The 14,307-nt window shown below is 32.3% G+C and carries 11 protein-coding genes; 9 read left to right on the top strand and 2 right to left on the bottom strand.

All coding sequences use genetic code 11. The features are described from left to right. The first annotated feature begins 1 nt into the window (after position 1). The 6 genes from HNP99_RS11390 (at position 2) to HNP99_RS11365 (ending at position 8,668) form a co-directional block, all read left to right on the top strand. Entirely contained in the window at positions 2-610 is a 609-nt protein-coding gene (locus HNP99_RS11390; RefSeq protein WP_173853509.1) for a hypothetical protein, read from the top strand. 29 nt (positions 611-639) lie between these two features. Further along, positions 640-1,122 carry an ABC transporter ATPase gene (locus HNP99_RS11385; protein ID WP_173853508.1) on the top strand — a complete coding sequence of 161 codons (483 nt, stop codon included), beginning with the start codon at positions 640-642 and terminating at the stop codon, positions 1,120-1,122. Between the two features lie 20 nt (positions 1,123-1,142). Beyond that, positions 1,143-4,157 carry a glycoside hydrolase family 3 N-terminal domain-containing protein gene (locus tag HNP99_RS11380; RefSeq protein WP_173853507.1) on the top strand — a complete coding sequence of 1,005 codons (3,015 nt, stop codon included), beginning with the start codon at positions 1,143-1,145 and terminating at the stop codon, positions 4,155-4,157. Between the two features lie 811 nt (positions 4,158-4,968). Next, positions 4,969-6,972 (top strand): heavy metal translocating P-type ATPase, encoded by a 2,004-nt coding sequence (locus tag HNP99_RS11375; protein WP_173853506.1) that lies wholly within the window; start codon positions 4,969-4,971, stop codon positions 6,970-6,972. Positions 6,973-7,046: 74 nt separating this feature from the next. Then, on the top strand, positions 7,047-8,180 hold the full coding sequence (bshA, locus tag HNP99_RS11370) for an N-acetyl-alpha-D-glucosaminyl L-malate synthase BshA (RefSeq protein WP_173853505.1): 1,134 nt from the start codon (positions 7,047-7,049) through the stop codon (positions 8,178-8,180). Between the two features lie 59 nt (positions 8,181-8,239). Further along, the gene (locus HNP99_RS11365) at positions 8,240-8,668 is read left to right on the top strand and encodes a protease complex subunit PrcB family protein (protein ID WP_173853504.1); all 429 of its coding nucleotides are present in this window, start codon (positions 8,240-8,242) and stop codon (positions 8,666-8,668) included. Between the two features lie 48 nt (positions 8,669-8,716). Here HNP99_RS11365 and HNP99_RS11360 read toward each other — a convergent pair whose 3' ends face one another. Together HNP99_RS11360 and HNP99_RS11355 are read right to left on the bottom strand one after the other, a co-directional pair. Then, positions 8,717-9,211 carry a hypothetical protein gene (locus HNP99_RS11360; protein ID WP_173853503.1) on the bottom strand — a complete coding sequence of 165 codons (495 nt, stop codon included), beginning with the start codon at positions 9,209-9,211 and terminating at the stop codon, positions 8,717-8,719. 129 nt (positions 9,212-9,340) lie between these two features. Beyond that, positions 9,341-10,186 carry a UDP-2,3-diacylglucosamine diphosphatase gene (locus HNP99_RS11355; protein ID WP_173853502.1) on the bottom strand — a complete coding sequence of 282 codons (846 nt, stop codon included), beginning with the start codon at positions 10,184-10,186 and terminating at the stop codon, positions 9,341-9,343. Between the two features lie 183 nt (positions 10,187-10,369). Here HNP99_RS11355 and aroC point away from each other — a divergent pair, with 183 nt between their 5' ends. The 3 genes from aroC to HNP99_RS11340 all read left to right on the top strand — a co-directional run bounded on the left by aroC (position 10,370) and on the right by HNP99_RS11340 (position 14,269). Next, positions 10,370-11,440, top strand: coding sequence for a chorismate synthase (aroC, locus tag HNP99_RS11350; RefSeq protein WP_173853501.1), 1,071 nt, complete (start codon positions 10,370-10,372; stop codon positions 11,438-11,440). A gap of 71 nt (positions 11,441-11,511) precedes the next feature. Beyond that, positions 11,512-12,789: a dicarboxylate/amino acid:cation symporter gene (locus tag HNP99_RS11345; protein WP_173853500.1), complete on the top strand. Its 1,278-nt coding sequence runs from the start codon at positions 11,512-11,514 to the stop codon at positions 12,787-12,789. A 193-nt stretch (positions 12,790-12,982) separates the two neighbouring features. Next, positions 12,983-14,269, top strand: a complete 1,287-nt coding sequence (locus tag HNP99_RS11340; protein ID WP_173853499.1) for a dicarboxylate/amino acid:cation symporter — start codon at positions 12,983-12,985, stop codon at positions 14,267-14,269. Positions 14,270-14,307 lie beyond the last annotated feature (38 nt).

Raw genomic sequence — 14,307 nt, 5'->3', positions numbered from 1 at the left:
AATGAAGAGATTTTTCCTTTTAGTTATTATATTTGTGAATGCTATCTCTTATTCTCAAGATGTTTTGCAAGTAATAGGCAATGAAAGCTGTGAATGTTTAGCCGCTAAAAAATTAGATTATTCTAAATTGAGTAAAGCGGAATTGCAAGCTCAAGTAGGATTATGTATTATTAAAAGTTATACTAACCATGTTTCAGAATTTAAAGCTGAAGATAAAGTAAGTTTTGATGATACAGCTGGGATGCGTAAGTTAGGAGAAAATGTAGCTATTAAAATGCTAGTAGCTTGCCCAGAAACAATTATGAAATTAGGTGAAAAAACAATCGAAGAACAAGAAGTTGTTGAAGAAGAAACAGCAGATTCTTTTATTGAAGGTGAAGTAACCGAAATAAAAACAGAACAATTCATTTCGCTATTTATAAAAGATAATAACGGTAGAAATTATAATTTCATTTTGTTAGATTATTTTGAAAGTGCTGCTATAATTACAAATAATGAGCTTAAGAAAAAGGATTTTGTAAAAGTGAGCTATACTGAGATAGAACTTTATGATCCAAAGAGTAAAGAATTTAGATATTTTAAAATTATAACAGGATTAGAAAAAAAATAATTTTCTACTCCTTATAAAAATAATACAACATGTACATACCTTTTGAAGATTTACCGGAAGAGTCCAGAATTTGGATTTACCAATCGAATAGAAAGTTTTCTGATGCTGAATTTTCAGAGATTGAATCAGACTTGAAACTATTTTTAGGAGATTGGGCAGCGCATGGTACAAGTTTAGAATCATCTTACCAACTTAAATACAACCGCTTTATCATTTTAGCAGTAAATCAAGATGTTCAAGCAGCTACGGGATGTTCAATTGATTCTTCGGTAGAATTTATTCAAAGCCTTGAAAAGAAATATAACGTTGATTTATTAGATAAAATGAATGTTACCTTTAAACTGGGCGACCATATTGCACACAAGCCATTAATTGATTTTAAAAAAATGGTTAAAGACAAAGCGGTAACAGCTAATACAATTGTTTTTAATAATTTAATCAATAACGTACAAGAATTTAACGAATCTTGGGAAGTTCCTGCTATGGATAGCTGGCACAGTCGCTTTTTTTAAAATATTATAAAATTTACTTAATGAAAAATAAAGACATTAGAATTCTATTTCTGTATGTCTTATTTTTTTTTGTAGCAAGTTGTGCTACCCAGAAAAAAGATAAGGCTATTGTTAAATCAATTCACACACCTACTACAATTGCTCCTGTTGTGGAAGATTTTGTTATCGATAATTCCCTTGATGATGTTACCATTCAAGAACCTATCAATTTATTTTCAGACAGAAAAATTTGGGTTGACAGTGTTTACAACAACATGACTTTTGACGAAAAATTAGGTCAACTTTTTATGGTTGCTGCATATTCTAATAAAGGAACACCACACAGTTATGCCATAGAGAGTTTAATTGCTAACCAGAAAATAGGAGGGTTAATTTTCTTTCAAGGTGGGCCAGTTCGGCAAGCTAATCTAACTAATAACTACCAATCCAAATCAAAAATCCCTTTGTTTATAGGTAATGATGCAGAGTGGGGCTTGAGTATGCGTCTGGATTCTACTTATACGTATCCATGGAATATGACTTTGGGAGCTATTCAAGATATGAAACTTATTGAAAAATTAGGAGATCAGATGGGGGCACAAAGCAAACGTTTAGGGTTGCAATTTAATTTTGGTCCCGTTCTAGATATTAATACTAACCCAAAGAATCCTATCATTGGTTTTCGCTCTTTTGGTGAAGATAAATACAATGTTGCAAAACGCGCTGTTGCATTAATGAAAGGGTTGCAAAATCAAAATATTTTCGCAACAGGAAAACATTTTCCAGGTCATGGCGACACTGAAACTGATTCTCATAAAGGCTTACCTACAGTAAATTTCTCTAAAGAACGTCTGGAAGATGTAGAGTTTTATCCGTATAGAGAAATGTTCAAACACGGACTTTCTTCTGTAATGGTGGCGCATTTAAATGTACCTAGTTTAGAATCGAGATCTAATTATCCATCTTCGATTTCGTACAATGTAGTGACTAATATTCTAAAAAAAGAACTGGATTTTAAAGGTTTAATTTTTACGGATGCTTTGAATATGAAAGCTGCTAGCAATTATAAAAAACCAGGCGAAATTGACTTAGATGCTTTTCTCGCAGGAAATGATATTTTGTTGTTTCCAGAAGATGTGCCGTTAGGAATTCAAACTTTGGCGAAAGCCTATGAAGAAAATTTATTTACCGAAAAAAGATTAGAATATTCTGTGAAGAAAATTTTGAAGTACAAGTATTTCGCTGGTCTGAATAAATTTAAACCTATTGAAACTAATAATTTAGTTGCTGATTTAAATGATGCTAAAAATGATGCTTTGCAATATGAATTGTATGAAAATGCAGTAACAGTTTTAAAAAACCAAGAAGGTATTTTACCAATTCAGAATTTAGAAAAGCAAAAAATTGCCTATGTGAAAATAGGAGATGCTTCTAATACTAGTTTTGTTAATACACTTAAAAAATATGCTGAAGTAACAGAGGTTTCTGACAGCAATTTAGATAGTTTACAATCAAAACTAAATCAATATACTACAGTTATTGTAGGATATCATAAATTAGATTCTCCATGGAAGAGTTATCGCTTTGATGGCAATCAACTCGCTAAATTAGATTTTATTGCTAAAAATAATAAAACGATAGTTGCAGTTTTTGCAAATCCTTATGCGTTATTAGATGTAAAAGATTTTAGCGGAATTGAAGGACTTGTAGTTTCTTATCAAAATAGTACTATTGCACAAGAAGTTACTGCAGAACTTATTTTTGGGGCTATTGCTGCCAAAGGAAAATTGCCTGTTTCTATTAATGAGGATTTCAAAACCAATGATGGTTTGGCTACAGCCAAATTGAATATTTTAGGCTTTACGGCTCCAGGGAATGTGGGAATGAATCCAAAAATCCTTGATAAAATTGAAGCTGTAGCAAAAAAAGCAATTGCAGGAAAAATGACACCTGGGATGCAAATTTTAGTTGCTAGAAAAGGGAAAGTTATTTATCAAAAGGCGTTTGGAAATTTTACTTATGGAGTTTCTCCAATGGTTGCTGATACTACGATGTATGATGTTGCTTCTCTAACTAAGATCCTATCTACGTTGCCAAATGCAATGCTAGCGTACGATAAAAAGCAAATTAATATGGAAACTACTTTAGGCGAGATGTTGCCTATTTTTAAAAGTTCAGATAAGCAGGATATTCCTTTTAAAGATTTATTATCGCATTATGCAAGATTAAAAGCATGGGTTCCGTTTTACAAAGCTACAATTGATAGTAAAGGAAATCCATTAAGTGCGTATTATCGAAAAACAACTGAAGAAAATTTCACGACTAAAGTTGCGGATGATCTTTTTTTACGAAATGATTACCACGATACAATTATGAAAATAATTGCTGATAGTAAGCTGATGCCTGTAAAGAAATACCGTTATAGTGATTTTACTTTTATTATTTTAAAAGAATACCTTGAAAAGCTAACTGGAGAATCGCTAGATTCTTTAAGCAGAAATAACTTTTTTAAACCGCTTGGCGCAAATTATACGATGTATAATCCGTTACAGAGAAAGAGTAAAAACGGAATTGCGCCTACTGAAATAGACACTTATTACCGCCACCAATTATTGCAAGGTTATGTACATGATATGGGAGCAGCCATGGAAGGTGGAGTAGGAGGCCATGCTGGAATATTCTCTAATAGTATGGACGTTGCTAAAATGATGCAGTTGTTTCTACAAAAAGGAAATTACGGCGGGCGTCAATATTTTTCTGAGAAAACATTTGATGATTTTAATACCTGCTATTTTTGTGCCGAAGGTAATAGACGCGGTGTAGGATTTGATAAACCACAATTAGGAGCTAGCGGTCCAACTTGTGGATGCGCCTCTATGACTAGTTTTGGGCATACTGGATTTACGGGAACAATGGCATGGGCCGATCCTGAAACAGAAATTGTTTATGTGTTTTTATCAAATAGAACATACCCTGATGCTGGACCAAACAAACTTTCTAGAGAAAACATTAGAGAAGATATTCAAGAGATTATTTATGAGGCTATCCAGTATTAAATAACTAACTACTATTATTGAACATAATCAATTTAATATTATCATTTTACATTGTGATTGTCTCTTGTTTGCATTTGCTGGAGATTTTTTTGTAAAAAAAAAACCTATCAGGATAATAAATATTTTGATTTAGTTATTAACATGGATAAAAGGAGATAAACCTATGTTTCTAGGTTGTTTATCCCTTGCCAAATTTGTCTCAGGTTGTATTACCCTATGTAAATATTATAATTTAGAAGCAAGTTACAGTAAATTACAAAATTGCTTATGTAGCTATTGTGATTTTGCTTTTTCAAGTTATTGATCGCAGTCAGATACATTTAGTCTCAAACGTTCATGGAAAAGATTTAGGAACGATTTCATTGGAGCAAGAAGTAGATTTTGAATAGACAAATCAATCTAATAAATCTTTTTCTGTTGAAAGTAAAACCGTTGCGGTCCATGCCAAAATAAATAAATCAGACACTAAATATCTGATTTCAGAAATGTATATTTCTGTAAATTTAAATGTTGATAATACAACCGTACCAGCACTGCCGGAGGGGTAATTTTAAAATGTTGTGGTAATTTTTTTATCTTTTTAAAACAGTATAAATAATTCCAGGAACGACTGATATGAGAAATACTAAGGTAAAATTCATTATACTATTCCGCAAGATCAAGTTACTGTTCTTAAAGGAGCGTTTTATTTATTATCAGCAATAAAAGCAGGAAGAAGTCACAATCATTAATATTTTTTCTATTTTTAAGGAGAGTTTGCTTAATTAACCAAAGTCTTCTTAAAATTTAAAGCATAAAAAGAGAATCAAACATGAAAATTTTAGATAAAAAACAACATTCTTGCTGCTCAGATGATCAACCCATACAATCAAAAGACAATTCAAAACAAAAGCATCATCATGAAGAGCATGATGGTCACAGTGGTCATGACCATAATCATGATATAGGGGATCAAACTCTATGGCAACTTTTTTTGCCAACAATGATAAGTTTTATTTTGTTAGCAGTTGCTTTAGTATTTGATCATTTCTGGACACAGACTTGGTTTACAAACTGGATACGAACAGTTTGGTATGTGGCAGCTTATATTCCGGTTGGGATTCCAGTTTTGAAAGAATCATTTGAAAGTGCGCGTAAAGGTGATTTTTTCTCCGAATTTTTATTGATGAGTATTGCCACCATTGGAGCATTTGCTATAGGCGAATATCCTGAAGGTGTAGCTGTGATGTTATTTTACGCTGTGGGCGAAATTTTTCAAGGTATGGCTGTACAACGTGCTAAAAAAGACATCAAAAGTTTGCTTGATCAACGTCCAGATGAAGTGACTATTTTAGAAAATGACAAAGCCAAAAAGATAAAAGCAACTGCCGTTGAAATAGGCGCTATAATACAACTAAAAGCGGGAGAGAAACTGGGATTAGATGGTGAATTATTATCAAATTTAGCTTCGTTTAATACGGCTGCATTAACAGGTGAGAGCGTACCAGAGACAATAAAGAAAGGCAATATTGTCTTGGCTGGAATGATTAACATGAACACTGTTGCAGAGGTACGAGTAACCACAACTTATGAGGATAGTAAACTTTCTAAGATATTAGAAATGGTTCAAGATGCAACTTCAAAAAAGGCTCCAACGGAATTATTTATTAGAAAATTTGCTAATATTTATACTCCTATTGTTGTTTTCTTAGCAATAGGAATTTGTTTATTACCAATGTTATTTGTCGGTAATTATGTTTTTGAAGAATGGTTGTATAGAGCGCTTGTTTTCTTAGTGATTTCGTGTCCTTGTGCTTTAGTGATTTCAATTCCGCTTGGGTATTTTGGGGGAATAGGAGCGGCTAGTAAAAACGGAATCTTATTTAAAGGAAGTAATTTTCTGGATTTAATGGCAGGCATTCAAAATGTAGTGATGGATAAAACAGGAACGCTTACGCAAGGCGTCTTTAAAGTTCAAGACATTGTTTTTGACCCAGAATTTGACGAAAACGAAATTTTACAAATGGTAAACGTTTTAGAAAGTCAAAGTTCGCATCCTATTGCTACTGCTATTAAAGAAAAAGTAGGAGAGATTGATTCATCTATTGTATTAGAAAATGTTGAAGAAATTCCTGGTCATGGTTTAAAAGCACTCATTAATGGTAAAGCGTTATTGGTGGGTAATTTTAAACTTATGCAAAAATTTGATATCAATCATAATATTGCTCATGAAAAGATCATTTATACATTAATCGCTATAGCTTATGATAATAAATTTGTAGGCTATATCACTATTGCTGATATTATTAAAGAAGATGCTTCTATTGCTATAAATAAGTTAAAAACGCTAGGAATCAAAGTTACAATGTTGAGCGGCGATAAGGAAAATGTTGTACAAGATGTGGCTGGAAAATTAAAAATTGTGCTTGCCTATGGAGGTTTGTTACCTGAAGATAAAGTTGCAAAAGTAAATGAAATTTTGGCTAAAAATGAAACTGTTGCCTTTGTAGGTGATGGTGTAAATGATGCGCCAGTTGTTGCATTAAGTACCGTAGGAATTGCAATGGGTGGTTTGGGTAGTGATGCTACAATTGAAACTGCAGATGTTGTTATTCAAGATGACAAACCTAGTAAAATTGCAACAGCAATTACTATTGCAAAGCAAACTAAAAAAATTGTTTGGCAAAATATAACTTTAGCTTTTGTAGTTAAAGCAGCTGTTTTAATTCTAGGAGCCGGCGGTCTAGCAACAATGTGGGAAGCTGTTTTTGCAGATGTTGGTGTAGCGCTTTTAGCAATATTGAATGCGGTACGTATTCAAAGAATGAAATTTTAAGAAGGTAAATAAACGTTAAAAACGAGAAGTAATAACTTGCTTTTTCTTAATTTCGTTTTTATTAAAATACATACATGAGAATTGCAATAGTTTGTTATCCAACCTTTGGAGGAAGTGGCGTTGTCGCTACAGAATTAGGACTTGAATTAGCGCGTCAAGGACACGAGATTCACTTCATAACATATAGTCAGCCAGTACGTTTAGCGCTTTTAAATCCTAATGTTCACTACCATGAGGTAAATGTTCCTGAGTACCCTTTATTTCATTACCAACCTTATGAGTTAGCTTTATCAAGTAAATTAGTTGATATGGTGAAACTTTATAAAATAGAAATTTTACATGTTCACTATGCTATTCCACATGCTTATGCTGGATATATGGCGAAACAAATGCTAAAAAGTGAAGGAATTCGTATTCCTATGGTGACTACACTCCACGGAACCGATATTACTTTAGTAGGAAATCATCCGTTTTATAAACCAGCGGTGAGTTTTAGTATCAATAAATCTGATGTGGTGACTTCGGTATCTCAAAGTTTAAAAGACGATACCTATAAATTATTTAATATTAAGAAAGACATTCATGTTATTCCTAATTTTATCGAATTAGACAAAAACACAACAGATCCTACAATTCCTTGCAATCGTTCTGTAATGGCAAAAGGAGAGGAGCGCATTATTACGCACATTAGTAATTTTAGAAAAGTAAAACGCATCCCAGACATAATCAAAATTTTTCATAAGATACAGCAAGAAATTCCCGCTAAATTAATGATGGTAGGAGATGGTCCTGAAAAAGAAAAAGCTGAATATTTATGTCAAGAACTGGGAATTCAAGATAAGGTCATCTTTTTTGGAAACAGCAACGAGATTGATAAAATATTAAGTTATACAGATTTATTTTTATTACCATCAGAGACTGAGAGTTTTGGACTAGCTGCTCTTGAAGCAATGGCATGGGGAGTTCCTGTGATATCAAGTAATGCAGGAGGATTATCAGAAGTGAATTTTGAAGGTCTTTCTGGGTTTTTAAGCGATGTAGGTAATATTGATGAAATGGCTGTAAATGCTATAAAGATATTAAAAGATGATACTGTTTTGTGTGAGTTTAAAAGAAACGCGCTTAGCGTAGCTAAAAGATTTGACATTAAGAATATCTTGCCTTTGTACGTTGATTTATATGAAAAAGCAATTAAAAAATATTCATAAGTAACAAATTGAAAGTATTACTGTTTATACAGATATAGAATTACTATTTAATAAAAGTCATGAAAAAAACAGTTGGATTAATTTTGGCGTTAGTGATGATGTCTTGTGCAGAAACAAAAAAAGTAGTTAAAGAGAGTAACGCTTTGTATGAAGTTTTGACACAACAAGATAATGGGGGAGCAAATATTAAATTCTTTGAAATTTTGTCAGAACCTAATGAAATAAAGATGTTGCAAAATGATACCCATTTAAAAAATAAAATAGCAGAATCGGATCTTACGAAAGCTAATTTTTTGATTTTGAATATGGGAGAAAAAAATACTGGAGGTTATGCTATAAATGTTGATAACGTTGTTGAAACAGATAAAAACATTATTGTTACTGTAAAAGAAACTGTTCCTGAATCAGGAGCAATGGTTTCACAAAGTATAGTCTACCCTTATTGTGTAGTTAAAATAAACTCTAAGAAAGAAATTATTATTAAATAAAAAATGCCACTATTTCTAGTGGCATTTTTTATAAATATATTTTAAATATTAAAATTGGTATTTAATTCCCAATGCAATATCTGGTCCAAAATCTTTATTTACTTTATCTGTAAAATAAACTTCAGGTCTGAAATCTAAAGATAATAACAATGGAATATCAAAGTTATATTCTATTCCTATATCTCCAGCTGCAAATAAATAAGTATAACTATCATCATAACGTTGACCCCCACGGTTATAATCGTAACTAGAGTTAGCTAATCCACCACCAACACCTGCGTACCAGTTGAAACCACCATCAATATTCCATACCCATTGGTATAAACCAGCAAGTTTAATTGCATCAACATCTTTGCTATTTCTCCAACCTAAATCTAATTCTAATCTATTATTGTCAGATAATGCTCTTTGGTAAGTAATTTCTCCTCCAAAACCATCATTATCTCCTAAACGTAGTCCTATTGCATTTTTAGATATCTCTTGTGCTTGTGCGGTAAAAGCTAAGCCAACTAGCATTATTGCTGATAAAATAAGTTTTTTCATGATTGTTTTTGTTTTTTACAAAAGTACTACAGCACCTTATTTTATAAGTTATGCTTAAACCATTAATTGTTATGGAATTCCCATAGTTTAAAAATTGTTTAACAATAAGGTTTAGTTTATCAATTAATTTTAGCTTAGTATTTTTTTCTTGTTTTCACGTATAATAGCATTTAACATTTGGGCGCTAACTAGTTCTTCCATTTCAAACAAGTCTTCATCATCTTCATCGTATTTGGTTTCATCATAACGGTACATTTTCCATCGTTTATTATTGTATTCTAATGCGGTTAAGTTTTCGACCCAATCACCAGAATTCAAATATAAAGTACTCCCATTTTTATTTTCTTTTTGTATGATTTTAGGTTCATGAATGTGACCACATAAAACATAATCATATTTTTTTTTAATCGCTAAGTCGGTTGCCGTTTCCTCAAAGTCAGATATGTGTTTTACAGCTTTCTTGACGCTAGCCTTTATTTTTTTCGAAAAAGAATACGGTTCACGGCCTATTTTTTTTAGACACCAGTTTACAAATCGGTTTGATAAAATAAGGTAATCATATCCTATACCGCCTAATTTTGCAATCCATTTAGCATGGTTAACAGAAGCATCAAAAATATCGCCATGAAAAATCCAAGCTTTTTTACCATCAAGTTCTAATACTAATTTATCTACTAGTGAAATGTTTCCCATATTCATGTCGCTAAACTTTCTAAGCATTTCATCGTGGTTTCCTGTGATGTAATGGACTTTAGTCCCTTTAGAAGCAAAACTTATTATTTTTTGGATAACTTTTAGATGTGATTTAGGAAAATAGGACTTTCTAAATTGCCAAATGTCAATAATATCTCCATTTAGCACTAATGTTTTAGGTTTTATTGATGCTAAATATTTATTGAGTTCGACAGCGTGACTACCGTAAGTTCCTAAATGCAAGTCAGAAATCACTACTAATTCAACTTTTCTTTTTTTCAAGGTATTTTGATTTGAAGTTTAACAAATTAATGCAATTAAAAGGAACTCAATTTGATATTAAGGTTATCATTTTAACTTTAATATTAAATAAAAGCCAAATAATATGTCGTTAATTTAAAAAACTTAAAGCTTAAGCTTTTGAACTTTAAACTAATATATTACATTTGTTCAAAACTAAAAACAATGGCAGGAAATAGCTACGGAACACTATTTAAAATAACCACTTTTGGAGAATCACATGGTGAGGCTTTAGGTGGTATCATTGACGGTTGTCCATCAGGGATAACAATCGATTTAGAAGCAATTCAGCTTGAAATGTCAAGAAGAAAACCGGGGCAATCTGCAATTGTAACTCAAAGAAAAGAACCAGATGATGTACAGTTTTTATCAGGAATTTTTGAAGGCAAAACAACCGGTACTCCAATAGGATTTATTATACCCAATACAAATCAGAAATCAGACGATTACTCACATATAAAAGACAATTACAGACCTAGTCATGCTGATTATGTTTATGAAAAAAAATATGGTGTTCGTGATTATCGCGGTGGAGGAAGAAGTTCTGCGCGTGAAACTGCAAGTAGAGTTGTTGCAGGTGCCATAGCAAAACAAATGTTACCTGAGATAAAAATAAATGCTTACGTATCTTCTGTAGGGCCAATATTTTTAGAAAAACCATACCAAGATTTAGATTTCTCAAAAACAGAAAATAATCCAGTACGTTGTCCAGATGATGAAATGGCGGTAGTTATGGAAGATTATATTCGTGAAATTCGTAAAGAGGGTAATACTGTAGGTGGTACGGTAACTTGTGTTATTCAAAATGTGCCTATTGGACTAGGAGAGCCTGTTTTTGATAAATTACATGCTGAACTAGGTAAAGCAATGCTTTCTATCAACGCGGTAAAAGGTTTTGAATACGGAAGTGGTTTTTGCGGAGCTAAAATGAAGGGTAGCGAACATAATGATTTGTACAACCCTGACGGAACGACTAAAACCAACCTTTCAGGTGGGATTCAAGGTGGAATAAGCAACGGAATGGATATTTACTTTAGAGTAGCATTCAAACCGGTTGCTACAATTATGCAAAAACAAGAATCATTAGATAATAAAGGAAATATTACCGAAATGACAGGGAAAGGACGTCATGATCCTTGTGTTGTTCCTCGCGCGGTGCCTATTGTAGAAGCGATGGCAGCAATTGTTTTAGCCGATTTTTATTTGATAAACAAAACCTATAATAATAACCTTTAGCCACTTGATGTTATTTTATATTTTTATCGAAATATAAACGGACCAAGACCATAATAATTTTAAATAACCAAATGCATAATACACCAGAAAAAAAGGCGTCATTTTTATCTAACTTGACGACACAAATCCTAATTGCAATGCTTTTAGGAGGTATTTTAGGAATTGTAATTCACAATACAATTTCAGTAGAATCTGCTTTAGCTTTTAGTGCTAAAATTCAAATATTAGCTACGGTTTTTATTCGATTAGTTCAAATGATTATTTCGCCATTAGTTTTTACCACTCTTGTTGTAGGAATTGCTAAACTTGGAAACGTAAGCACTGTAGGTAGAATAGGTGGTAAGGCTTTAGGGTGGTTTTTTACAGCTTCTTTTTTGTCTTTATTACTAGGAATGTTTTTTGTTAATGTTTTAAAACCAGGTGAAGGATTAAATTTGTCAAATGTAGATTTAAGTTCAGCATCTGAAGTAGCTGCAAAAACTAAGAGTATTTCTTTTGAAAATTTTATAGAGCACATCGTACCTAAAAGTATTTTTGAGGCAATGGCTACTAATGAGATTTTACAAATTGTAGTTTTCTCTATCTTTTTTGGATTAGCAGCAGCCTCAATAGGAGATTTTGCTAAACCAGTTGTTAATGCGCTTGACAAAACGTCGCACATTGTACTTAAAATGGTTAATTATGTGATGAAATTTGCTCCTATTGGTGTTTTTGGAGCTATTGCAGGTGTTTTTGCGGTAAGAGATTTTCAGGAATTAGCGATTACTTATTTCAAGTTTTTCGGTTCCTTTTTAATTGGGATATCTTCCCTTTGGGTTTTATTAATTGCTGTAGGCTATCTTTTTCTAAAAGGAAGAATGACTGTACTTTTAAAACGCATTGTGAGTCCGTTAATTATAGCTTTTGGAACAACAAGTAGTGAAGCTGTTTTTCCTAAATTAACTGAAGAATTAGAACGTTTTGGTGTAAAAGACAAAATCGTTTCTTTCATGTTACCATTAGGATATTCCTTTAACCTTGATGGAAGCATGATGTACATGACATTTGCGAGTATTTTTATTGCTCAAGCTTATGGTGTACATTTAGATTTAGGAACTCAAATGACAATGCTTTTAGTATTAATGTTAACTAGTAAAGGAATTGCAGGAGTACCAAGAGCGAGTTTAGTTGTTGTTGCAGCAACATGTGGTATGTTTGATATTCCTATAGAAGGAATTGCTTTAATTTTACCAATTGATCATTTTTGTGACATGTTTAGAAGCGCAACAAATGTACTTGGTAATGCTTTAGCTACTTCAGTTGTTGGACAATGGGAAGAAGGGAAAGAAGATATCGTTTCTTTAGATTAAAAAAACTTATAATTTATTATATATCAAGCTCCTCTTAATAAGAGGAGCTTTTTTTGCTTAAAAATCGTTTTTTTATGTTAAAAATGTAATTTTGAGTAACTTTTACGGTATTTATTGTTAGATTGTCATTCCTTATGTACAATTAGTAAAATTCCTCTAATTGTTTTCGGTAAAACCAATTTTAAATAACAATATGAAAAAACTAGCTCTACATTATAAAATCCTAATCGCAATGGTTTTAGGATTACTCTTTGGAATGATAATGAAAAATTTAGAGTTAAATGGTGTTGTTATTGATTGGGTAAAACCCTTTGGAACCATATTTATCAATTTATTAAAAATGATTGCGGTTCCTTTAATTGTAGTTTCTTTAATCGTAGGTTTGTCTGACTTGAAAGATATTTCAAAAATATCAAAATTAGGAGGAAGGACGGTGCTTTTTTACCTTTGTTCTACTATTGTAGCAGTTAGTGTTGGTTTAGGATTAGCGAATGTTATTAAGCCAGGAAGTTATATAAACGAGGAATCAAGAATCTCTTTATTAGAAAGTTTCTCTGTAGATGCAAATCAAAAAATTGAGCTTGCCGCGAAAGCAAAAACTAGCGGACCATTACAACCATTAGTAGATGTTGTTCCTGGAAATTTCTTTGAAGCATTGTCCGATAATGGAAGCATGCTAAAAGTAATCTTGTTTGTAATCTTAATCGGTATTGGATTAATTTTAATCGAAGAAGAAAAAGCGAAACCAGTAGTTGATTTTTTTAAAGGAATGAATGATGTTATTATGAAAATAATTGATATTATCATGCTTTTCTCTCCTTATGGCGTATTTGCATTAATGGCAGCTTTGATGGTCGAGATTCCTGATTTTTCTACATTAGGTGCATTAGGTATTTATGGAATGACTGTTCTATTAGGACTGGCTTTTATGATATTTATTTTTTATCCTACCTTATTATTGCTTTTCGCAAAAGTGAATCCGATACGGTTTTTTAAAGCAATTGCACCTGCGCAATTATTAGCGTTTTCTACTAGTTCTAGTGCAGCAACACTTCCTGTAACCATGGAATGCGTTACTGAGCTGGGTGTTGATGATGAAGTTTCTAGTTTTGTCTTACCATTAGGCGCCACCGTAAATATGGATGGGACAAGTTTATATCAGGCTGTTGCTGCTATTTTTATCGCGCAAGCAATGCTTCCGGCACCATTAGACTTACATACACAATTGATGATTATAATTACAGCAACTTTAGCATCTGTGGGTTCAGCGGCGGTACCAAGTGCTGGTATGGTTATGCTTGTAATTGTTTTAGGTCAGGCTGGAATTCCAGAAGCAGGATTAGCACTAATATTTGCCATTGATAGACCATTAGACATGTGTAGAACGGTTGTCAATGTTACAAGTGACTCAACGATAGCAACGATCGTAGCTAAATCAGTGGGAAAATTACACCTCCCAAAAGAGAACGTTAAGGGTTAATAAATAAATAGTAAACATTGATTTATAATTCAAATAAT

This window comes from Flavobacterium gelidicaeli (genome assembly GCF_013294005.1).
Lineage (GTDB): Bacteria > Bacteroidota > Bacteroidia > Flavobacteriales > Flavobacteriaceae > Flavobacterium.
The sequence above is the reverse complement of the archived record's forward strand: the minus strand, read 5'-3'. Positions and strand labels throughout refer to the sequence as shown.

Excerpts from the sequence above, each read along its gene's own strand:
- HNP99_RS11390 (WP_173853509.1), top strand. The coding sequence starts at position 2 with ATGAAGAGATTTTTCCTTTTAGTTATTATATTTGTGAATGCTATCTCT.
- HNP99_RS11385 (WP_173853508.1), top strand. The coding sequence starts at position 640 with ATGTACATACCTTTTGAAGATTTACCGGAAGAGTCCAGAATTTGGATT.
- HNP99_RS11380 (WP_173853507.1), top strand. The coding sequence starts at position 1,143 with ATGAAAAATAAAGACATTAGAATTCTATTTCTGTATGTCTTATTTTTT.
- HNP99_RS11375 (WP_173853506.1), top strand. The coding sequence starts at position 4,969 with ATGAAAATTTTAGATAAAAAACAACATTCTTGCTGCTCAGATGATCAA.
- bshA (WP_173853505.1), top strand. The coding sequence starts at position 7,047 with ATGAGAATTGCAATAGTTTGTTATCCAACCTTTGGAGGAAGTGGCGTT.
- HNP99_RS11365 (WP_173853504.1), top strand. The coding sequence starts at position 8,240 with ATGAAAAAAACAGTTGGATTAATTTTGGCGTTAGTGATGATGTCTTGT.
- HNP99_RS11360 (WP_173853503.1), bottom strand. The coding sequence starts at position 9,211 with ATGAAAAAACTTATTTTATCAGCAATAATGCTAGTTGGCTTAGCTTTT.
- aroC (WP_173853501.1), top strand. The coding sequence starts at position 10,370 with ATGGCAGGAAATAGCTACGGAACACTATTTAAAATAACCACTTTTGGA.
- HNP99_RS11345 (WP_173853500.1), top strand. The coding sequence starts at position 11,512 with ATGCATAATACACCAGAAAAAAAGGCGTCATTTTTATCTAACTTGACG.
- HNP99_RS11340 (WP_173853499.1), top strand. The coding sequence starts at position 12,983 with ATGAAAAAACTAGCTCTACATTATAAAATCCTAATCGCAATGGTTTTA.